The sequence below is a fragment of the Paenibacillus bovis genome, assembly GCF_001421015.2.
In the GTDB taxonomy this organism is placed as follows: domain Bacteria; phylum Bacillota; class Bacilli; order Paenibacillales; family Paenibacillaceae; genus Saccharibacillus; species Saccharibacillus bovis.
In genome coordinates this window covers 5,282,838-5,306,573 of record NZ_CP013023.1, presented here as the reverse complement: position 1 = coordinate 5,306,573, position 23,736 = coordinate 5,282,838, and the positions used below count along the sequence as shown (strand labels likewise).

13 protein-coding genes are annotated in these 23,736 nt (G+C 43.8%); all 13 read left to right on the top strand.

Features of this window, described 5'->3' with window-relative positions; translation table 11 throughout:
• Positions 1–17 precede the first annotated feature (17 nt).
• On the top strand, positions 18–2,045 hold the full coding sequence (locus AR543_RS22780; protein ID WP_060536542.1) for a DUF5693 family protein: 2,028 nt from the start codon (positions 18–20) through the stop codon (positions 2,043–2,045).
• Positions 2,018–3,193: a polysaccharide pyruvyl transferase CsaB gene (gene csaB / locus AR543_RS22775; RefSeq protein ID WP_060536541.1), complete on the top strand. Its 1,176-nt coding sequence runs from the start codon at positions 2,018–2,020 to the stop codon at positions 3,191–3,193. Before AR543_RS22780 ends, csaB begins: the two co-directional genes overlap by 28 nt.
• 6 nt (positions 3,194–3,199) lie before the next feature.
• On the top strand, positions 3,200–3,958 hold the full coding sequence (locus tag AR543_RS22770; RefSeq protein WP_060536540.1) for a WecB/TagA/CpsF family glycosyltransferase: 759 nt from the start codon (positions 3,200–3,202) through the stop codon (positions 3,956–3,958).
• Between the two features lie 113 nt (positions 3,959–4,071).
• Positions 4,072–5,199 carry an MraY family glycosyltransferase gene (locus tag AR543_RS22765; protein ID WP_060536539.1) on the top strand — a complete coding sequence of 376 codons (1,128 nt, stop codon included), beginning with the start codon at positions 4,072–4,074 and terminating at the stop codon, positions 5,197–5,199.
• A gap of 351 nt (positions 5,200–5,550) precedes the next feature.
• Positions 5,551–9,561, top strand: a complete 4,011-nt coding sequence (locus AR543_RS22760) for an S-layer homology domain-containing protein (RefSeq protein WP_060536538.1) — start codon at positions 5,551–5,553, stop codon at positions 9,559–9,561.
• A gap of 835 nt (positions 9,562–10,396) precedes the next feature.
• Positions 10,397–12,787, top strand: a complete 2,391-nt coding sequence (locus AR543_RS22755) for a copper amine oxidase N-terminal domain-containing protein (RefSeq protein WP_060536537.1) — start codon at positions 10,397–10,399, stop codon at positions 12,785–12,787.
• 211 nt (positions 12,788–12,998) lie between these two features.
• Complete coding sequence (locus tag AR543_RS22750) at positions 12,999–13,628, top strand: hypothetical protein (protein ID WP_064505605.1); 630 nt, start codon at positions 12,999–13,001, stop codon at positions 13,626–13,628.
• Between the two features lie 544 nt (positions 13,629–14,172).
• Entirely contained in the window at positions 14,173–15,393 is a 1,221-nt protein-coding gene (gene metK, locus AR543_RS22745; protein WP_174703760.1) for a methionine adenosyltransferase, read from the top strand.
• 511 nt (positions 15,394–15,904) lie between these two features.
• Positions 15,905–18,577, top strand: coding sequence for a stalk domain-containing protein (locus AR543_RS22740; protein ID WP_087071291.1), 2,673 nt, complete (start codon positions 15,905–15,907; stop codon positions 18,575–18,577).
• A gap of 60 nt (positions 18,578–18,637) precedes the next feature.
• Positions 18,638–19,789 carry a sensor histidine kinase gene (locus AR543_RS22735; protein WP_060536533.1) on the top strand — a complete coding sequence of 384 codons (1,152 nt, stop codon included), beginning with the start codon at positions 18,638–18,640 and terminating at the stop codon, positions 19,787–19,789.
• A 13-nt stretch (positions 19,790–19,802) separates the two neighbouring features.
• Positions 19,803–20,528, top strand: a complete 726-nt coding sequence (locus AR543_RS22730; protein WP_017810950.1) for a response regulator — start codon at positions 19,803–19,805, stop codon at positions 20,526–20,528.
• A 129-nt stretch (positions 20,529–20,657) separates the two neighbouring features.
• Positions 20,658–22,751 (top strand): ATP-dependent helicase ComFA, encoded by a 2,094-nt coding sequence (locus AR543_RS22725; protein WP_060536532.1) that lies wholly within the window; start codon positions 20,658–20,660, stop codon positions 22,749–22,751.
• A gap of 182 nt (positions 22,752–22,933) precedes the next feature.
• Positions 22,934–23,686 (top strand): ComF family protein, encoded by a 753-nt coding sequence (locus AR543_RS22720; RefSeq protein WP_158524003.1) that lies wholly within the window; start codon positions 22,934–22,936, stop codon positions 23,684–23,686.
• Positions 23,687–23,736 lie beyond the last annotated feature (50 nt).

Here is a 23,736-nt window from a genome sequence, read left to right as displayed (position 1 = left end):
ATTAAGGAGGTACTTTAGTGGTTCAGAAATGGCAGCGTTGGAACAACGCTTCTGCAAAATGGTTATGGATACTTGTTATTCTTGGTATGGTGGCTTCTCTGCCGATTGCCTATAATCGTATTCAGACAGAAGCAACGTCCAAAAATGTGGAGTTTGTATTTAATTATCGTAATCTGATTACTATTGCGTCGTATCAGCCTCATCCCCAGGATTATATCCAGCAACAATTACAGCGGCTCAAAGATGCAGGGGTTGGATCTGCAGCTGTATACCAGAGCAGTTTGAGTGAACTGCAAACCTCACAACGAATTCATGTGTATAGTTCTGCGGATGTGGCTAATCTCCAAAATCAGGTGATTCCACTCAACGAAAATTTTACATATGTCCAGTTCACCAGCGAAGAGAATGCGCAGATGTTGAAGCCTGTTCTTGAGCGAGTGTTCGGTTCATTGGGTATTTCGGTTTCTCCATGGTCGTATCAGAAATTGCCGGGTGTAGTCATTCAGACATCGCCCGATGATGCAGGTCTCAAGCCGCTTGATCCGGATCCGATCACAATGAAAACATTGCATGATATGGGATTCCAGATCGTGCCGCGTCTGAATGATGCACTGCCGTATAGCCATGCTATGCTGAGTGGACTGCTGGATCAGTTCAGCGCTGTTGGCGTGAAGACGATTTTGTTCGATGGCAGTTCTGTTACAGGTTTTAATGATGATATTGAGAAAAAGAGTATTACTGCATTTGCGCAATTGCTTAAGGAACATCATATCGCGATTGCCGCGATTGAGAACCTCAAAGCTCCTCAGGATGGATTTAGCAAGCTGGCTTATCTGACTGACTACAATGTAGTACGTTTGTATTCGCTGAGCGAGGGAGATTCCCAGCTGGATCCGATTACCGTAGCTGACCGTTTTGTTCTGGCCAGCAAAGACCGTAATATTCGCATGATGTATCTGAATCTGGCGGTATCGCGTGATACGACCAAAGCCAAGATGACAGACTCGATTGACAATGTTATTAACAGCCTTCAGGCTGGAGGCAATGCGATACATGATATTCAGAAAAACGGCTTTACAATTGGTCCGGCGGTTGCACGTGATGTCCATACGTTTGCTATGGAGCGTTATGCCAAGCTGCTTGTACTGATTGGAGCGATTGCAGCTATTTCGCTGCTGGCATATTATTTTGTACGCCGCTTGACGCTCATTGCTTTTGTACTGGGCCTGATCGGCAGCGCCGGATTGATCCTGATTCACAAAGCACTGCTGCTGGAGCAGGGAATCGCTTTGCTGGCAGCAATCAGTATTCCTACTATTGCAATGATCTATGCCGTACGCAAAGTAGACCGTTTGTATGAGTCGAGACAGACTTTATCTACTGGCAAACGTGTGATCCAGGCAGTAGTATTGTTTATTATTACTTCCCTGTGGTCGCTGACCGGAGCCTTGTTCATTATTGGGCTGCTCGATGATATCACTTATCAGCTGGTTATTAATCAATTCCGTGGTGTGAGTCTTCTGCACTTTGCACCGATTGCACTGACAGCTATTTATATTGCTTTTTATCGTGGTAAAGAAGGATTCGGCTTTGCCGGCCTTCGTAAACTGCTCAAATCACCAGTTACTCTGACATGGATCATCGTGCTGGGAGTAGTATTTGTAGTCGGTCGTTATTATCTGGAGCGTACAGGCAATGCCGGAACCGTATCTCCACTGGAAATGCAGTTCCGTAATGCACTGGAAGGACTGTTTAATGTTCGTCCACGTAACAAGGAATTCCTGATGGCGCATCCGCTGTTTATTGTTGGTGTGTTTATCGCAGCCAAGTATCGTCATGCCATTTACATTCTGATTATTGCTTCAATCGGTCAGCTTTCGATGGTAGACACATTTGCCCATATTCATTCACCGGTACTGATTTCCCTGTCCCGTGGTCTGCTGGGTATGGGACTGGGTCTGATTCTGGGACTCGTGGCAATCGTTATCTGGCAAATCATTGAAAGGTGTTGGAGAAAATGGCTTCCGTCTCTGTTCAAATCGTAATTTCGGGCTATTACGGCTTTCGTAACAGCGGTGACGAGGCGGTCCTGAAATCCATACTGAATTCACTGGCAGCACAGGAAAAGGAGCAGGGCATCCGGATCGTACCGGTTGTCCTGTCCAATGATCCGGAATGGACATCTCGCATGTATGGCGTTCGCTCCGTACAGCGGATGAAGCTGGGCGAGATTCGCCAGCTGCTCAAGGAAAGCGATGGACTGATCAGTGGCGGAGGCAGTCTACTGCAGGATTCTACTGGACTGCTCACCATCCCCTACTATCTGGGCATTGTCCATATCGCCCAATGGGTACGTAAACCGGTATTCATCTATGCTCAGGGCGTCGGCCCGGTACAGCGCCCGTTCTTTTTCAAATGGATTCGCAACGTATTTCGTAAAAGTGCCTATATTTCTGTTCGTGATCAGGAATCAGCTTCACTGCTTGGCCGGATGGGAATCGATTCTTCTTCCGTCGAAGTTGTAGCTGATCCAGTGATGGGGCTTCCTTTGCCGGATGGTAATTCTGCTGCTTCATCAACTGCCAGTCATGGATCAGCTCATCAGGCGGCAGAAACAGCATCATATTCGACAACAGATTCGATTCCGGTGATTGGCATATCCGTTCGGTTCTGGGACAAGCAGCGCCGCGAACTGGATGGAATCGCCGAGGGACTGAAGCTTCTGAGCTCTCAGCGTCCGGTTCACCTGCGTTTCCTGCCTTTTCATTTACCTGATGATGAGCAGGCTTCCCGTTATGTTATTGATAAAATTGGAGACATAAGCGGAAATGGTAGTATAATCAGTACAGCCGATCAAGTGACAGATCCACAGCAGATGCTGGCCGAAGTCAGCCGCTGTCATATGCTGCTCGGTATGAGACTGCACAGTCTGATCTATGCAGCTTCACAGTCGGTTCCGCTGATGGGAATTTCCTATGATCCCAAAATTGATCAGTTCCTGAACCGGATGCAGATCAAGCCAACCGGTACCAGTTCGGTAACCGAACCTGCACGTCTGGTAGAAGATGCAGTATACTTGCTGGATCATGGGCAGGAATGGCAAACCAACAAACTGCCGCTTATCCAGGCATTACAACAGGATGCTGCCAGACCGGCTCATTTTATAGCTCAATATTTTCTGGCAAAAAGGTGATAACTAATGAATCAATTCCAAACAATTCCGACTGTGCCAATCTACGGTCTGAATGTATCCAAACTGAATATGAATGATACGGTAAGCTACCTTGAATCCATTGTAGGTACAGGCAAGCCTCATCAGATTATTACAGCCAATCCGATAATGATTATGACTGCCCTGGAGCAGCCGCAGTATATGCATATCATGAAAAATGCAGAATTGCTCGTTCCCGATGGAGCCGGGCTGGTATGGGCAGCCTCTACATGTGGACAGCCTGTAGCTGAACGCGTAACCGGATTCGATCTGCTTCATCGTCTGTTGGATGTCGGTCAGAAGCACAGCTGGAAAGTGTATCTGCTGGGCTCTACTCCCGAAGTGATTCAGGCTGCAGCCGCCCGGTTACAAAGTTTATATCCCGGCATTGTGATTGCCGGATACAGAGACGGATTTTTCGGACCGGACCAGGATGCGGAAGTCATCGCCGGTATTCGTGAAGCAGCACCGGATCTGCTGTTTGTAGCAAGGGGTGCGGATACGCAGGAACCATGGATTGGCCGGTATAAACAGGAGCTGGGTGTGCCGATTATGATGGGTGTAGGCGGTAGCTTCGATATCATTTCAGGCAAAACAAAACGTGCACCGGTGGCGTTTCAGAAATTGCGGATGGAATGGTTTTATCGCCTCATGAAAGAGCCTTATCGTTATAAACGGATGCTTGTTCTTCCCAAATTTGCTCTAAAAGTGCTTAAAGACAAGGAAAGTGTAGTAAAAGCTCAGTAATCCCTTGAATTTTCTATGCATTTTTGTCGAAAAGTTCTTAAAAAAAGCTTGGTGTTTAGATTCGAACGGAGTATAATTGGCTCCGTGAGATAAATTGGGGGTCGAAAAGCAAAATGTTAACTATTTGTATTATCGGGTTTGTCCTGGCGCTTGCCTTAGCGCTGGCACTCACACCACTCGTCAAAAAGTTTGCAATTCGAATCGGGGCAGTAGACGTTCCCAATGCCCGCAAGGTGCATACACGGATTATGCCGCGGCTTGGCGGACTCGGGATTTTCCTGGCATTTACGATTGCATTCGTTGCAGTCCTGCCATTTTTGCCTTTTGATCTTCCCGCACGCGATGCGAACTTTATGAAGGCGTTCTTTACAGCCGGCTCCATCATTGTACTGATTGGAGTACTGGATGACCGCTTTGAATTATCAGCCAAAGTTAAATTATTAGGACAAATCATTGCTGCATGTGCAGTAGTATTCGGATACGGTATCAAAGTTGATTTTGTAGATATTCCTTTTCAGGATAATTACTTCTCACTCGAAAACTGGATTTCCATTCCGCTCACGATCTTCTGGATCGTTGGTGTGACCAATGCAATTAATCTGATTGATGGACTCGATGGTCTGGCAGCCGGTGTATCTGCGATTGCGATCGGCAGCATTTTCACCATGTCACTGATTATGGGTAACTATCCTGTAGCGCTGCTGTGTGTGCTGCTGCTGGGTGCGATTATCGGATTCCTGTACTTCAATTTCCATCCGGCCAAGATTTTCATGGGGGATACCGGTTCGTTATTCCTCGGATTCAGTCTGGCCATGCTGTCACTGCTTGGATTCAAACAAATCGCGGTGGTATCGTTTATTACGCCGCTGATCATTATCGGAGTTCCATTGTCCGATACATTCTTTGCAATCATTCGCCGCTGGGTACATAAAAAGCCGATTTTTGCTCCGGACAAAGGTCATTTGCATCATTGTCTGCGTGAACTCGGACTCAGCCATCGTCAGACTGTACTGATGATTTATGGTATTGCTGCATTCTTCGGTGTTCTGGCGATTATCCAATCGTCGGCTGCATTGAACGAAGCCAACTGGGTGACCTTTGCCGTGATCTGTATCATGATGTTCGTTATGCAGATTGGAGCCGAACTGATTGGACTTGTCGGTAAAACAAGACGTCCACTGCTTACATTGCTGGCACGCCTGCGGGTCAAACCTGATCCAACAAGAGGCAGCAAATCGTAAACAAACCAGAATGGATGAAATGCGATAATACAGGTTGATTCCTCTGTCTAATTCAGTTGTTTACAAGACGGAAATTAACCGTTTCGTCGAGTTTCTTCTATATAATATGTACAGGCAATTCAGCTTCTCTAATAGCTAGGTTATAAGATAGAAAAGCCATAGCTGTTTGAATGAATAGGATACAGCCGAATAGCAGACCTCAAAGCTCTCTTCCTCCGGGAAGGGAGCTTTTTTATGGAATTTCCTGTTTTTATTAAAATATGAGTTACATCTGCCGATAAAATAGGTAGACAGGTTAAGCCCGCCATAAAGAGTTGGAGCGGTGACCGGAATAAAAGGAGGAACATTATTTTGAAGAAAATACTATCGATGCTTATGGCGGTAGTCTTGTTGGTCGGTATTTTGCCGCAGGGGATTGGTGGAAATACGGCCCAGGCAGCGAGCTTCTTTATTTTCCCGAACGAGAGTTATGATGCAAACTCACCACACGTAGTCGGTGATGCCAAAGTTACAATTAAGGGTAGCTATAACGGCGTGAATGCAAGCACGATTAAATATAGAGTCGTTCGTGTATACAAAAGTGGATCAGGCTTCGTAGAAGATAGTTCCAACGAAACAAAAGGCTTAACTAACTATACGGTTGAAAATTCCAGCATTACAGTAACTGATATTCCACTGTACTCTGGTTTGAATAAAGTAGAATTCTCCGCTAACCCTGCTGGTGGCGGTAACGCAGTAACCGAATCTATTTATTTTGATTATCATGATGGTCCTACTTTGTATAATCTGTCGGGTACGCTTGATGGAAATACGGTAGCACTGGAAGAAAATGTACCTGCTATTTTGAAAGCTTCCACAGGAAGTATCAGCTTTGGACAGGATAAAGCGAGTATCGCACTGAGCGGTTCTGCACCTAATGCCAAACAAGTTATCGTATCTGTAAATGGCGGAGCGAGCAGAACAGGTACAGTATCAGGCACAAACAGTCAGTTTACTGTTGCGCCGCTTACACTTAACAGCGGTAAAAACACACTGACGATTCAAGTGATTAATGGTACTCAAAAGCTGGTAACTACACGTGATGTTACATTTTTCAATGGTAAAACAACCTTTTATGATACGTATGCAGTAAAGGGTACAACTACTTCTGCTGATTTGTCCACGTATCCCGATTTTAGTGCAACACCTGAAACCGATGGTACAGGCAAAGTAGATATCACAGGTAAAGTGGTAATGCCAGTTCCTGCTTCTGGTGAACCTAACCTGCAAGGGTATATTACGTATGCTTTATCTGGAGATGGAGTTGGAACAGCTACAACAAAAACAGGCAGTGTGGATGCTGTGAAAATTGCAGCAGAGAGTACTTCAGCATATATCACTTTGAAGTATACTGTCTCTGGAGTATCCGGTCTCACTTACGGTAAAACCGTTAATGTAAGCATTAAAACTACAGATGGTTTGGCTTCCAATAATAGTTTGGGCTTTACGCTGAGAGATAGCTCTTCACCGTATATTTATAAAGTAAATTATCTGCCAGGCTATTCAGCTTCCATGAAAAGCCAAGCAAGCAGCTTGAGCAGCTCTGCTCTGGACGGTGCCAACATTTTCTCACTTCCAACAGCTATTGAGGTTCTTGTTGTAAATGGTACGGATAGTACTGTTATTGATACAAAAGCTGTAGATTCCCAAGGACAAGCCGCAACAATCAAAATGACAGAAATTCCAGGCACACGTAAAGATACTACAATGACTGTTAACGGCAAGTCTCAAACAATGAAAAGAATTTTGTATGAAGTTACAGATGTATCTCTAAAAGGAACGCTGACCCTTTCGTTTACTGCGAAAAAAGATTCAGCTGCTACTACAGCAAGTCCAGTAGTAAATGCTACAATCAATTTCCTGTATGGACCTTATGTAAGTTATACCAAAGCTTATGATGGTCAAGTTGTAAAATATGGACAAAACGATACTGAAGTAGCAACGAGTGTAGTAGACAAAGAGCTGAATAATTTTGCTGGTCAAATCTCGAATATTGCGGATGCCAGTGAAATTGTATATAGCGGAACAGGTCAAACTGTGTTCTTCTATATTAATAATACGCAGGTACAACTGAAAGAGTCTTCGGACAAATTCCACTTTGTAGTAGCTGATACGGCTACTGCTTACAAAGCGATGTTCTCTGGAGAAAACACAATCAAGTTTGTAATCAGCTCCAATAAGAATTCTTATGAAAACACGATCAAGGTAAGTCTGGTTCCAACAGATATCCCTGTTATTCCGTATAACGCTACACTGGGAATTTTCCCTTTCAAAGCAAGCACTTCTGTTAATCAAAGTGTGGAAATTCCTACTGCTAAGGATACCGTTAACTTCCCGATGAATGGATCGAACTATACTGCCAAAGAAGGCGCATTTAATGTATACGGAACATTCGATTTCCTCGATCTTGGTAAAGACAAAGCAACCGTACAAAACAATGTTAAACGTATTAGCAAATTGGAAAATTATAAATTACAGATCGTCGATTCAAATGGATTAACCAAGATTTGGACATTGAACAATGCATTCAGCTCTATCAGTGGTGGTAAATCTACAGGTGATGCTCTGAATCCAAATTCAAGTGCAACATCAGTAGACGGACTGTCTGTATTCTATGATTATGATACACAATCTTTTGCATTCACTATTACCGATGCCAAAATGGCTGAAAGCCCGATTGTATATAGCTTTACTGTATATAATTCTGGCGATGGCGGTCCAACTGCTACAGCTACTGTAGAGATCGACCCGGTAAGTGGAACTTATGATATTGTAAGACCATTAACTGCTCAAAAGACTACAAATAGCAACTTTATTGATGTTATCCTGACTTCCAAAGATGCATCTGAAGTAACAATCAACAAAGTCAAAGCTGAAAAGCAAAACTTTGATACAGATGGTAATGGAACTAATGAATTTGAAAATGCTTATCGTGTAACTGTAAAAGATCTGAAACCAAATAAAGAGACCAAGATTCCGATCACTGTAAAAATTGGTGATCAGACGCTTAAAGATACTGTAACCGTAAAATATGTGCCTACGAATATTCCTGGTGCACAGTATATGCAGACGATGAAAAACTCTGCTAAAGTATTCGATGGCAATCTCTCTCTGAAGTTTCCATCAGGAACAAGTTTGATCAGACGCGATGCTGAAGCGGCAGAAGACTTCAAATCCGAAGTTTTCTCTGGAAATAACATTTTGTTCGCAATTGCCAACAGTAATGATGGTGTTATCAACCGCTATGATTTTGAATCTCCAAAAGCGGGTGTAAAACAACAGTTCACAGATTATGGTAAACAGTATTTTGTAAATAACTTTAATAGCCATTTTGTTAAAGCTAGTGATGTGTACTGGATGGATCCAGGGATCGCAGATAATGCTTCTACTGGAACATTTGATCCGATTTCCGATGGTCAAGATCCTTATCAACCTGTAAACTTCCCGAGCAATCCTCAGGCACCAAGCTACTGGAACCGTGATGCAAATAATGAACTCGTTCCTTCCAAGCAAGGTACACTGACTTTATCATACCTGCCCGATATGGCAGTAGATGCCGGTAAACTGGTTACTGTATTCTATTTTGATCCTGAGTTGAAGCAATGGGATAATATCGGTGGTGTTGTAAATGCCTCCAAACGTACCATTACTGTACCATTTGATCGTTTTGGATATTATGTAGTAGCCAAACTGAGCTATTCCTATACTGACATCGTACAGCATAGTTATGCACGTGATTATATGGAAGCTTTGTTTGCCAAAGGTATTATGAACGCTACAGATCCAGATACAGCATTTGGTGCCAACCAGTATATTACACGTGGCGAGTTTGTACGTGCGATTGTTAAAGCACTGGAAATTCCTCTGAACTATCAGGGAACTAAGCACTTCATCGATTTGAATACCAATGTCAACTCGATTCGTTCCACAGATTTATATGATTTCCGTTATATCGAGACAGCGGCTCGTGCCGGCTTTGTACGCGGTACAGATCCACAGGTATTCAGCCCTGGTGATAATATCACCCGTCAAGATGCTGCTGTTATTATTGCCAGCGCAACCAACCTGAAACTCGAAACAGATATCGATAAAATCAATAAAGGTCTGGTGAAATACTTCAAAGACTTTAACTCAATCGACCGTTATGCTCGTGCTTCAGTACTGGCCGTAGCGAAAAAAGGTTATATTACTGGATCGGCTATTGATCCAACCGATCTTACCAAAGGCTACACTTATGATCCATCTGCCAAAATGCTGCGTTCCGATACAGACGTTATTCTGGCAAGAGTAATGATTGGACAAAAGCTGCTGCCTAAGATGTAAGTAGCGATTTTAAAATTTATTAAGCTTAAAAGGAGTACCTGACTAATCGGGTACTCCTTTTTTATGTGAGGAAAAACGCAAAGCATTAGCATTGTGCCATCATAAATATTCAGGCAAGAATCAAATTGCATCATTTAACTTTAATATGAATTGGTATCAGAAATAGATCACAAATATATAGGCACCATAACTGTTCGCAGGAAATTGAAAGACAATTATGCTGCCTACAATATCGTCTGTAAACGGGAGGATGATTGAGTATTACAGTACATTTCTAACAGAGTTAAAAAAAACAAAAATTCTTTTGCAACCTCTGCAACCTTTTCGCAACCCCCTGCGTCTATAGTTTTGGAAGCAGCAAATGATTTGATGAAATAACTGCTCCAGCCTGTTTGAACAGCAGCTAAGCTGTTTAGTACTACTATAGTTACCAAAAAGTAGTACAGTCAGGTTAGGCAAATTGGTATTTCTGCTAAAAGTGTAGTAAAATTAATAAGGTTGGGCCAAAAAATAGAATTTGATTAAAAAATCGAAACTTTTTTTGGAAGAACCGCAACTTTTAGAGAAAACCTGCGTCTATGTATATGAACCTGATGAAACAACAGCAAACACATGCTGGCAGGTTGTTGAATAAACACGAACCCAAATGGAACTATTCAACAATCTCAATGTGAAAAAATGTCTTTACGGCATCATTGACGCAATGTATAATACTTTTGGACACTGCGGTTTTCGATTGACGAATGTTCCGGTTACGATTTTCTGTGATTTTGTCACAGATATCATCATACAAAAACAGGATTTGCTTAAACTCGGAAAGGGGGTGTAACGACTGATGAGTGACAAAATCCATAACAAACAAAAAAACAAAAAAAACGTTTATGATATTCAAGGAGGAGAACAAAAGGTTATGAAAAAGTCTACTAAAAAAGTTATTAACGTAGCAGCAAGCGCAGCATTGCTGGCTGGCGTTGCTCCAGTTGCAGGTATCATCGCTCCAACAGCAGCACATGCATCGGGTAGCTTCGATGTAATCAGTGTTCCAACTATTTCTGGTAACTCTACTGAGTCCGTAACTGAACTGGGACGCGTAAGAGTAAATGTATTCGAAGATACACTCAACGATGGTACTGCAACAACTGCAACTTACAAATATCTGACAGTTACACTGCCAGAAGGTCTGGAACTGAAAGCTAACGCTAATCTGAATAGCATTGTTACTAGCCGTTCTGATGTTACTACAACAGGTGGAAACAATGTAATCGTATCTGCAGCTGAGCGAGTAGGAAGCAGCAACAAAACTTTCCGTATCGGCGTTAAAGGTACTAACCAAGACGACGATTTCAACTTCCAAATTGACTTGGCTAACCAAGTACGTTCTACTGGTCTGACTAGTGGTGATCTGAACCTGTCCTTTACTGCAGATCCAAACAGCGGTTTGCCTACAGGGAATGTTAAATTCGCTACTGTTGTAACTTCTGGTCAAGTAGCTCTGGAAGCACGTGAAACTCAATCCAGCAGCGAAGATTTCGCTTTCACACTGCGTGTGACTGAATCTGTTGCAGCTTCTCTGAGAGATGGCAATGCTATCAAACTGAAACTGCCAAGTGGTTTTGATTGGAGTGCTGCTGGTACTGCTACTGCATTGTACGGTGACCTGGATAACGAAGATCTGAACATCTCTATTGATGATGATACTCTTACAATCGCTACTAAATCCGGCGTTCGCTCTACTAGTGCTTCTTCCTTCGATCTGCCACTGACTTTCAGTGTAGATGATGAAGATCAAGCAAAAGATGGTGATGTTACAGCTTCCATTAGCGGTAACTCTTCTCTGAATGTTTCTTCTCTTGTAGTAGGTACTTATGGTGAGTATGGTGGTGGAGTAACAATTGCTTCTCCAACGACTGTAACTTCCGGACAAGATGAGCAACAAATCGGTGATGTAGTAATTAAAGAAACTGTAGCTGGTTCGTTCCTGAGAGGCCGCACAGTAACACTGCAACTGCCAGAAGGTGCACGTTGGCAGACAGTTTACGAAGATGGTAAAGGCGCAACTGGTAGCACAGGTTCTGTTGAAACAGCAAATGGTCTGACTCAACCTAACTTTGAATATTCCGGTACAGACGGTCGTACACTGCGTCTGACTTGGCCTACAGGTACTAACGACACTAATGGTGGCAAAATCAACACATCTAACCGTGCTGGTTCTATCACACTGAAAGATGTTGAAATTGCTGTACAACCAGGATTCACAGGTGATGTTAACCTGACAGTAGCTGGTAGCCAAGGTTTGACTGGTACAGTTAAAGCTGCAACTGCTACTAACGCTGTAACTCTGACAGCAACTAATGCAACTTACAATGTTGCAATTGGTACAGATATGGCTTCTATCGGTGACCTGACTCTGAAAGAAGGCGCTGCTGGTGCCTTGACTGATGACAATGGTAACGATGTAGCTAGCCCAGGTCTGGTAGAAATTCTGCTGCCATCCGGCGTGACATTCGGTTCCACTCCAACAGTATCTGTAACTTCTGGCGACCTGCGTATCCGTAACGTGTCTATCGACACTTACCAAAACAGTACTCAAGGCGTTCTGCGTTTCTACGTAGATAGCGAAAGTACTACTGCAAGTACTATTTCCATCAATGGCGTAAACCTGCGTATCGACCGTACTGTACCACAAGGCGATATCGTTGCTAAAGTACAAGGTCCTGCAGCTTCTTACACTGCTTACAACAGAAACAATGATGTAACAAGCAGCTGGTATGACAGCAACCGTGCAGCAACTCAAGCAGCAATTGCTACAATTGGTACAGCTCCAGCTGACCAAACTGACAATGCTGTAACTGCAATCTACACAATCGGAAGCACTGCTTACAGCGTAAACGGTACTACTCGTACTGCTGAAGTTGCTCCTTATGTAGAAAACGGCCGCACTTACTTGCCAGTTCGTTACGTAGCTGAAGCTCTGGGTGTATCCCAAGCTAACATCCTGTTCGACAAAGCAACTTCTATGGTTACTTTGATCAAAGGCGACCGCGTAGTTCAGCTGAAACTGAAAACTAATCAACTGACTATCAACGGTTCCACAATCAACATGGACGTTAAAGCTGTAACTAAAGCTAACCGTACTGTACTGCCAATCGCATGGGTTGGTAAAGCACTGGATGCAACTGTACAATACGATGCAGCTGCTAAAACTGTAACAGTAACTAGCAAATAATATCCCTGATATTATTGCTACAAAATAGAAGGTAGTAATACCTTCACTGAGACACCTCGGAGTAGGCAACTGCTCCGGGGTGTTTTTTTGTATATTTCTTTTAATATTAGGATAAATAAATGAATACTGAATACAATTTGAAGATCAACATATTTATCCGAATGAAAGATAGCGTCAGGTAAACACGATCAATATTTTACTGGAGGCAAACATGAAAAAATATTCAACGTGGTTAATGGCAGCAGGAACTATTGTTATCGGAATATGGGCAGGAAGTTCAATGACTACAGTTACCAGTGCAAGCAGCCAGCTGGGATCTGCAGATGATCCAGTAGTAACCAAAAGTTATGTCGACCAGCAAATTCAAAAAGCGCTTGGTGGAAAAATCAGCAGCGCCGATTCCAATATTACCGGTTCTAAAACTACACTTCCATCTAGTTCAAATGCTACTGGCACTTCCAGCAGTTCTACCAATAAAAATACTGCAAGCAATGCTGTGACTCCTTCGACAGGAACAGGTAATACAGGCTCAACGGTTACAAACACCGGTGCCAGTTCTTCTACAAGTTCCAATGTAAACATTGTAGAACTGCGTCCTGGCAAGAAACTCATCGCTGAGGCCGGAACTCAAATGATTGTACGAACCGGAAAAGCTATAGTATATAGCGATGGAGCTAATGGACTTATTGATATTACGGTAGGCAATGAACTAAGTAGTGCGCAACCAGCACCGAATAACCATTTGCTGCTTTTTCCAAGAGAAGGCCGTGGTGTAACAGTGGATTCCAGTATGCGCTATAATGCTACAATAATGGTTATTGGCAATTATAAAGTACTGTAAATCAGATGATTATTTGTCATATGGGTTCTTATTTATACTTGATTGAAGAATAATTTGTAAGAGATTATATAATAATTTTTTTCTGATAAACAATCTGATTTTATCAAAATATTTTCAATACTACTGAAGTTCACTGTTTTTGTTACTAATTATATAGGTAGTGTTTTTGTAACTGTTATACTTTTATAATCCATCTGTTTGTATTGCTCAATATGCTGGGATAATATAGTTACCAAGCAATTGTCATACCTGTAATAATCAACTTGGCTAATAATGCTCATTTTTATAAAGTGACAAATGCAATTGTTCTCTTTTTCGTAAGTATATCTCGTTTATTCTATTCGAATTGTGAAGGCGTAATTGCTTTTATTTCTATGTAGAGACTTACAAATAATAAGTTTGACACCAGGTATCAAATACGTTATTATGACTTCTGAGGCTTGTAAAGCAACCTTTTCCTTATGGAAAGGGTTCATTTTTTGTGTAGAAACTCTTGATATGCACACTGAGGTATTTTGCACAACGCTCACACCTTATTATCCATATGGGAGGTTGGAAACTGTTGTCCAATATTAAAAAACATCTATTTACATCAGAGTCTGTAACCGAAGGACATCCAGATAAGATTTGTGACCAAATTTCTGATGCTGTACTGGACGCTTTTTTGGCAAACGACCCGAATGCACGTGTTGCATGTGAAGTGTCTGTAGCTACAGGCCTGGTACTTGTCATTGGTGAAATTAGCACAAACTCGGAATATGTGGATATTCCATCTATCGTGAGAAATACTGTCAAAGAAATTGGCTATACTCGTGCCAAATACGGCTTTGATTACAATACATGTGCAGTACTGACTTCCCTGAACGAGCAATCTGCCGATATCGCCCAAGGCGTAAACGCAGCTCTGGAGACTCGTGATCCGGAACAAATGGAAAAAGAAACCGAAAATATTGGTGCAGGTGACCAGGGTCTGATGTTCGGCTTTGCAGCCAATGAGACCCCTGAACTGATGCCTCTTCCAATCGCTTTGTCCCACCGTATCGCACGCCGCCTTTCTGAGGTGCGTAAAGACGGTAAGCTGGATTATCTGCGTCCTGATGGCAAAACTCAGGTAACCGTAGAATACGAAAACGGTAAGCCTGTACGCGTAGATACAATCGTTGTATCCACACAGCACGCTGAAGAAGCAACACTGGAGCAAATCCAAAAAGATATTCGTGAGCATGTTATTCTGCCGGTTGTTCCTGCAGAACTGCTGGACGATGAAACCAAATACTTTATTAATCCTACAGGTCGTTTTGTTATCGGTGGTCCTCAAGGTGATGCAGGTCTGACAGGTCGTAAGATCATTGTAGATACGTACGGTGGTTATGCACGTCATGGCGGCGGAGCATTCTCCGGTAAGGATCCTACAAAAGTAGACCGTTCTGCTGCTTATGCTGCACGTTATGTAGCTAAAAACCTGGTGGCTGCAGGTCTGGCTGACAAATGTGAAATTCAGCTGGCGTATGCGATCGGTGTAGCTAACCCGGTATCGATCAACGTTGATACGTACGGTACAGGCAAAGTAGACGAAGACAAACTGGTAGAACTGGTACGCGATAATTTTGATCTGCGCCCAACTGGCATTATTCGTATGCTGGATCTGCGTCGTCCAATCTATCGTCAAACTGCAGCATATGGTCACTTTGGCCGTACTGATGTGGATCTTCCTTGGGAACGTGTAGACAAAGCAGAACTGCTGAAATCCCAAGCGGGTCTGTAATACAGGCAGAATAGCGATTGTATACAATCAATAGCAATAACAGGATTTTTGTAACCTCTTGTTTTAATTGTTATATGGCTGTATCATCGTGAAACGTTATCCGTTTTCTGACAAACGGATTTGCTCGTATTCATATCGTTTATAAATGAAGCAATGTATGTATGCCGTCCGGCCAAGTTACCGGGCGGCTTTTTATTTTATTATCAAGATACTGTTATTTCGCATGAAATCAAAATTGTAGTACTGTAAATAGTATGGTTGTACCATAGGCATGCTTTCACTTCTATGCGGTACATTTCATAATAAAGATGACAATATTTCAATAAAGTGATGATTGTTCCGTAACTTTTTATCCTTTTTGTAGTCTAACTGATAGAAGGATAACTTTGCCGCTTGGCGGTTAGTGGCTCATCATGAGTATAATTGAGGGATAGGAATAGGATATCCCTGTCGAAGACAAATAGATAAAGAATAGAAAATGGAATTTCAAGGAATAGGAGCGTTCAAAATTATGAATGGCAAAACAAAAACAATGCGCAAATGGATCGTACTGACCATTGCAGGCACATTGTGGATTCAACCCGTGCTGGAGATCGGCGTACCGGCAGCATCCTGGTTTCCGGTGCAGCGAGCCGAAGCTGCTTCAACCACTAAACTGAATGAAAGCAATATTACTTCAGGAGCCCAATTACTGGAGTATCGCTATAACACGACGCGATCTGGCAAGTCCGCTACTGTACTAGCGGATGTGGTCAAAGTGGATTTACAAAATCCATATGTTAATTTGAATGTGATGACCGGACAGGGTGGCAAAATTACAACCCGCCAATCTGTAGAAGGTATGGCAAAGGAAACCAAAGCAGTCGCTGGTGTCAATGGAGATTACTTTAATACGAGTGCCGAAGGCGTTCCTATGGGCGCCCAGGCATCGGATGGCGTATTGATGTCCAGTCCATCCGAACTCTCCGGAATGTACGCTTTTGGCGTAACCAAAAGCGGAACGCCTATGATTGAACAGTTTACATTTGAAGGTAAAGTAACCGCAGAAGATGGTTCTACTTTTGACCTGGCGGGTATTAATCAGGCTTCTTATATGACGGAGCCGGACAAAACTTTCAGTCATACTAATAAAATGTATATCTATACAGATGCATGGAAAGCAGTAGAGCGTCCGGCGAACAGTTCCACTACACCTACCGAAGTGCTGGTACAGGATGGAGTTATTACCCAGATTTCTTTGAATAAAGGAATCAAACAGACGGTTCCAGCAGGTGCCTACATTTTGAGAGCACACGGAACAGCTGCCAAATATATTCAACAGCATATGCAGGTAGGACAAAAAGTCACGACCGACTATGCCCTGAAAACACGCTCTACCGGTAAAACAGTAGATCCTGCTGATCTGAAAATGATGATTGGTGGTCATACGATTCTGGTGGATGAAGGCAAAACGACTTCCTTTTCCCGGAATGTGAATGCACTGGGTGGTAATCGTGCACGTACAGCGGTAGGATATTCCCAGAATGGACGTTATGCGTATATTATTGCAGTACAGGATAATAACAATAGTGCCGGGATGTCGCTATACGAGCTGCAGTCCTTTATGGTCTCTATCGGAGTATGGAAAGGCTTGAACCTGGATGGTGGGGGCTCTACGACCCTCGTGACGCGTCCACTCGGTGAGAAGCAAGCCGAGCTTACCTTTGAGACCGAGTACGGGGGCACGACCCAGCGCAGCGTGGTAAACGGTCTGGGTGTATACACTACCGCTCCTCAAGGCAGTGTAAAAGGATTTAATATTAGTGGTCCGAAGCAGCTGCTGTTAGGTCAGACTGCGAAATATTCGGCGAATGGATATGACACCTACTACAATCCAATCAACAATGAAAATATTAAGCCAACCTGGAAAGCAGGCAGCAGCAATATCAAATGGACAGGCAGCGAGTTCAAAGCAACAGGCTCGGGTACAGCCAAAGTCGTTGCAACAAGTAACGGAATCAGTACCAGCATGAATGTAGATATTGTAGGCGCCGATGCGATCCAGAGCCTGACTCCGGCAAGCACGACAGCTACGCTCAAAGCAGGTACAACTATTGCGGTTCCTGTAACGGCCAAACTAAAAAATGGTTCCAGTCTGACAATTTCGCCGGAAACATTGAAGTGGGAATTCGTCGGCTTCAAAGGAACAGTTAAAGATGATCAGCTGACTATCAATTCCGTAGATAGTGGTACTACAGTGGGCTACGCTATTGCACGTTATGATGGATTCAGCACAATGATGGTATTAACGACCGGTGGCGGCGCAACGACCACATGGGAAGACTTTGAAGGCCCAGATACGACAGTAAGCTTCCTCGGCAACCCAAGCTCGGTTACAGGTACAGCAGCAATCACGCAAGGAGCAGAAGATCACTCCAACTCCAAAGTGCTGCAGCTGACATATGATATGACCAACGGAACCGGCAAAAAGTATGCTTATGCTCAACTGAATGGCAAAACGTTGAATGCAGGTACCAAGGCGATGGCCGTAGATGTGTATGGCGATCAGAGCTTTAACTGGCTGCGCGCCGAAGCAACTGATGCCAGCGGCAAAACTGTCTATATCGATCTGGCGAAAAGCGTGAACTGGAAAGGCTGGAAAACACTGAATGTGGACCTGTCTTCACTCGGAATCAGCTATCCGGCCAAATTGAAACGCATTTATCTGGTTAATGTAGAAGAGGGTCAGGACGAACGTGCTGCTACCGGAAGCATCCAGATCGACAATATCAAACTGACCGGTGCTGCCCAGGCTGCCAGCTTTACAAACCCTTCAGGCACACTGGCCATGACTGTTGGTAAAAAGACAGCCACACTAAATGGCCAATCTCAGGCTATCGACGCGGCTCCCATGCTCCGGAACAACGCAACCTATATTCCGGTAAAATACATTATCGATGCATTTGGCGGACAGGCGAATTGGGATCAGAAAAACCAGCGTGTAACCATTCTTCGCTCTGGTGCATTGATGGATTTGACGGTTGGTAACAAAGAATATGTAATGAATGGCAAGCTGAAAAGCTCCAGTGTAGCACCTCTGGTTGTCTCGGGCAGGACTTTAGTCCCGCTCCGACTGGTATCTGAAGAGCTTGGTCTATCCGTAAAATGGGATCAAAAAACCAAGACGATTACTGTCCAATCATGATAAGTTATAATATGATATAAAAGTATCATATAATTGACTTACAGAAATGGAGAAGATCAAGTGGAGTTCCACGCTGATGCGATAGATCACGTCATTAAGAACGCAACAAACGTAATGGAAAACAGCAAATATCAGATCTTCGAGATTCTGGATACTTCTCGAAGAGAACTGCTTTCTCTCAATACGGAGCTGGAGCTTGTATTAAGGGAGACGGCAGAGACGATCGAGAAAGTAGATCAGCTCGAAGTCGGTTATCGCAGTTCCCGAATCAGACTCACTGAGGTAAGTCGTGACTTTGTGCGGTATAATGAAGAGGATATCAAGCAAGCCTATGAGAAGGCGACTCAGCTACAGCTTGATCTGATGATATACCGGGAAAAGGAAATGTACCTGAAAGCCAGACGGGACGATTTGCAAAAGCGCGTTAAAAATGTGGAAAGCTCTATCGAGCGAGCCGAGACGATCGGTTCGCAGATGGGCGTCGTACTGGAATATTTGTCCGGAGAGCTGAATCAGGTAACCCGTATCCTGGAATCTGCCAAAAATCGTCAGCTGATCGGCTTGAAGATCATTCTTGCTCAGGAAGATGAGCGCAAAAGAATTTCCCGGGAAATCCATGATGGGCCTGCGCAGTTGCTAGCCAATCTAGTTCTTAGGACGGAAATTTTGGAAAGAATGATTGCCAAGCAGGAATATCAGATGGTTAAGGACGAAATAGTAGATTTGAAAGCACAAGTGCGTTCAAGCTTACAAGAAATGAGAAAAGTCATATTTAATCTAAGACCGATGGCACTGGATGATCTGGGCCTCATTCCTACTTTGCGAAAATATGTGCAGGATTTTGAAGAAAAAACTCGAATTCGTTCTATTTTCGAAACCAGAGGCAAGGAATATCGGCTTACTTCAGCCATGGAGGCTGCTATCTACCGGCTGGTTCAGGAGGCGCTGACGAACGCATCCAAACATGCCGAGCCTACCTATGTAACAGTCATTATTACATTCCAGTCACAGATCGTGAAGCTGACTGTCGAAGATAACGGCAAAGGCTTCAATCTGGAAAAAGTAGAGCAGCGCACCAAGGACCATAATAACTTTGGATTAATTGGTATGCGTGAACGGGTTGAATTACTGGACGGCAGAATGGAAATTGAATCTGCCGAAAACCAAGGAACAAAAATTGTAATTCATATTCCGACGAACGTGGAAAAGTGAAAGGGGCAACAGAATGGAAAACCATGATTACGGCTCTAAAAAAATTAAAATACTGCTGGCCGATGATCATCAACTGTTTCGCGAAGGTCTGAAGCGCATCCTTAATATGGAGGATGATCTTGAGGTTATTGGCGAATGTGGAGATGGCATTCAAGTGCTGGAATTCTGTAACCATACTCCACCAGAGGTTGTATTGATGGATATCAATATGCCGATTGAGAATGGAGTAGAGGCTACAGAGAAGCTTCGTGAGCTTTTCCCGGATATCAAGGTTATCATTCTCTCTATTCATGATGACGAAAGTTATGTATTCGAGACATTGCGTAAAGGAGCATCCGGTTACCTGCTGAAAGATATGGAAGCCGAGTCACTGGTGAATGCTATCCGTTCTGTAGTGGAAGGACATGCTTATATCCATCCCAAAGTAACAGGTAAGCTTATTCAGCAGCTGCGCCGCATGACATATGTTAATGAGACCGGTACACTGGCAGACAATAACAACAATGGCGAGACCGGCGTTAAATTTGTTGCTGGTGATGACAATCCATTGACACGGCGTGAAGCAGAAGTGCTGCGTCTGATGGCAGAAGGCAAGAGCAATAAAATGATTGGTGAATATCTGTTTATCAGTGAGAAAACAGTTAAAAACCATGTCAGCAGCATTCTGCAAAAAATGGAAGTGGACGATCGTACACAAGCCGTTATCAATTCTATCAAACATGGCTGGGTTACTTTGTAATCTAGTTGATAACTTCTACAATATGATAGCTCAATAAAGTGAAGCACACTTTCCCATTAGGGAGAGTGTGCTTTTTTGTTTGGATGCCATCTGATCCAAATCAATAATTTGGCCGAGGAGGGACTACATATGCAGGTGGCTTTATATACTATCCAACATGAACAAGAATGGTCTATTTATATATCCCTTGATTTGCGAGTCGATCTGATCTGGTGGACTGCTTTGACAAAGCGAGAGCATATGAATGAACAGATCTGCCTGGTGACGACAGGTGTTCCTTTGGGCTGGGCACTACAATGCTGCTCACAACTTATGGCATTGGATCGAAGTTCTATGCAGCAGGAGGTATGGGGCTATCACATTCATAGATCGCTGCTGGATTCCTGTCATGCCAGTCTATCATTGAACAGCAGTAACCATACGCAGAATCATCCTGGTATCAATAATACGTGGAACCTGCTATGGGATATTCAAACTGGCTGGACAGCAGCAGGTTATTATATTTTGAATAGTAAAGAAGAAGATCAGCTGGAAGGTGATCCCGATTCATTCTTATGGAAAAAGCAGCTTACCCGGGAAGCTGCCTATATCAGCACAGCACTCCAAGGGCGTTCTCTGCTTTTTAACGAATTCACTGCTATGTTGCAAGATTCGGATCGGACACAGCATAACGTGAAAAGCTCGCTTCAGCTCGCCTATTTAAATCAACATATTTCATTACTCTCAGCTGTATATAAAGTGGATCAACCCAAACGGTCACATTATCTACCAATGTGGTTAACTGCCTCCTCTACCAATGAAGCCAGATGCCGCCGCTGTGGAGGCAACCGTATCCGTTATACTCCCTGTGCCAGCTGTGGTTCCGCTGCCTGTGGTTACTGTGAGGATTGTCTGACGCTTGGACGCAGCAGGGAATGTACACTGCTGCTGCAGACAAATTGCCTGAATACAGAGCTACAGCCTGCAGATCTTCGGGATGATCTCCAGCAGGAAACTATGAATATTTCCTATAGGAGATCTGCATCTGCTTTCTGCACCAGCTCCTATGATCCGCAAATGATTCAGCAGCGCTGGGGATTAAGCCCGCCTCAAACAGCTGCAGCCTATCAAGCATTATTATTTTTGTCCAGGCCAGTGCCTGAATATGTTGTTACCACTCCAGATCCTCTTCTATCTAGATCCAGCTATCACAAACGTAACCAGCACATACATAACCCCGATATAAGACACCCATCCATCAAGGAACGGTTTCTGTTGTGGGCAGTGACGGGTGCAGGCAAGACAGAGATGGTATTTCCGCTGCTGGAACACGCTATTTGTAAAGGAGGCAGGGCCGTTATTGCAACGCCGCGCCGGGATGTGGTATTGGAGCTGGCTCCCCGTCTGGCAAAAGCTTTTCCGGATATAGAGATTGCTGTCCTGTATGGCGGCAGTGAAGACAGGTGGCAGACAGCAGCGCTCACTATTTCGACTACTCATCAGCTTATGCGTTTCCACGAAGCTTTTGAACTGGTTATTATCGATGAGATCGATGCGTTTCCTTACCATAATAATCCTATGTTGAGCTACGCGGCAGCTCAGGCATGCCGGTCCAATGGCAAATTCATATATTTGTCTGCGACTCCATCTGCCAGTCTGCAGCAAGAGATAAAACGTGGTACATTAGCCCATGCCAAAGTTCCGGTTCGTTATCATCGTCATCCGCTACCTGTACCGCAGCATATCAGAATGAATTCATTATCCAAATGTATGGCCAAGAAGCAGCTGCCGGCTTCCCTGCAAAGCCAATTGCGCCAATCTATCGATCGTGGAGCACAGATTTTCCTGTTTATTCCCCGTATTGCCTGGATCGAGGAAACTGTTGAACTGATACGAAAATATTTTCCCCATATACAGGTTGAGGGGACATCTTCACAGGATCAGTATCGGACGGAAAAAGTAAATCTTTTTCGCCAGCAGCAGATCCGTTTGCTGGTCACAACGACTATTTTGGAACGTGGCGTGACAATCCCTCGAAGTGATGTCTACATTGTGGATGCGCAAGACAAGCTGTATGATGCCGCAGCGCTGATCCAGATGGCTGGCCGGGCAGGGCGCTCTATCGATGATCCAGCCGGAAGTGTATTTTTTGCTTCATCCGATTGGACGCTGGAACAGAAAAAGGCAGTCAATCAGATCAAGCGAATGAACCGGATAGCTAGAAAGCAGGGGTATTTGAAATAAGTTTGTGAGGATTGTGTTCCTATATTCCTACTATATATAGGAACCGTCTGGTACCGAACAGAGAATATCTATCCAAGGAGAACAATATGTCTATTCAGCAATTATCCGGTTTATGGGAAGGAATACTATCCTATCTGCATCCTCGACATACGATATGTACAGCCTGTAGTCGTCCAATCGGCATGAAGAGTAGAATCCCGGGTTTGTGCAGTCATTGTATTGCTGCTATTCCCTGGATTCGTCAGCCGATATGCAAAGTATGCGGCCGCTCGGTAGAGTGTCCGGATTGCCGTCGTGCTGCCTTTGCAGGACGACAATTTACATTCAACCGTAGTGCTGTACGGTATGATACAACTATGAGAGCATGGCTGGCTGCTTATAAATATAATGGGAATGAAGGTTACTCGGCAGTGATTGGAGGTATATTAAAAGAGGGATATTACCGTATGCAACAGGAGATGTCTTCATTTTACCGGGAGATTTGGTATCCTGATCTAATCACCTGGGTTCCTGCCAGTCCGGATCGTCTGGTCAGTCGCGGATTCGATCAGGCAGGCGTGATTGCAGAGGATTTGGCTGGAGCCATAAAGGTACCGTGTCTTCCTATGCTGATGCGCAATCGCCACACCGTCAAGCAAAGTACACAAAACCGTCAGGGCAGGATGCAAAATGTAGCAGGTGTGTTCTCCTGTCAGCCGCAGGCAGAAGATTGGCTGCTACATATCGCGCAGGCAAAAAATAGCAGAGCGACGAGCAATCTTTATTATTCATTAAAAGAACAAGCTGCCAAAAGCCTTCCGCTGCGTATTTTGCTAATCGATGACATTTATACAACAGGCAGCACCATCAATAGCTGTGCCGGAGCCCTGCAGCAAGCCGCTAGATATGGTCATACCCAAGCAGAAATATTCTCGCTCACCTGGGCACGTTCCTGAGCAATCCTTTTTGCTGCAAAATAGGAACTAAATTGAGAATAAGAAAATGG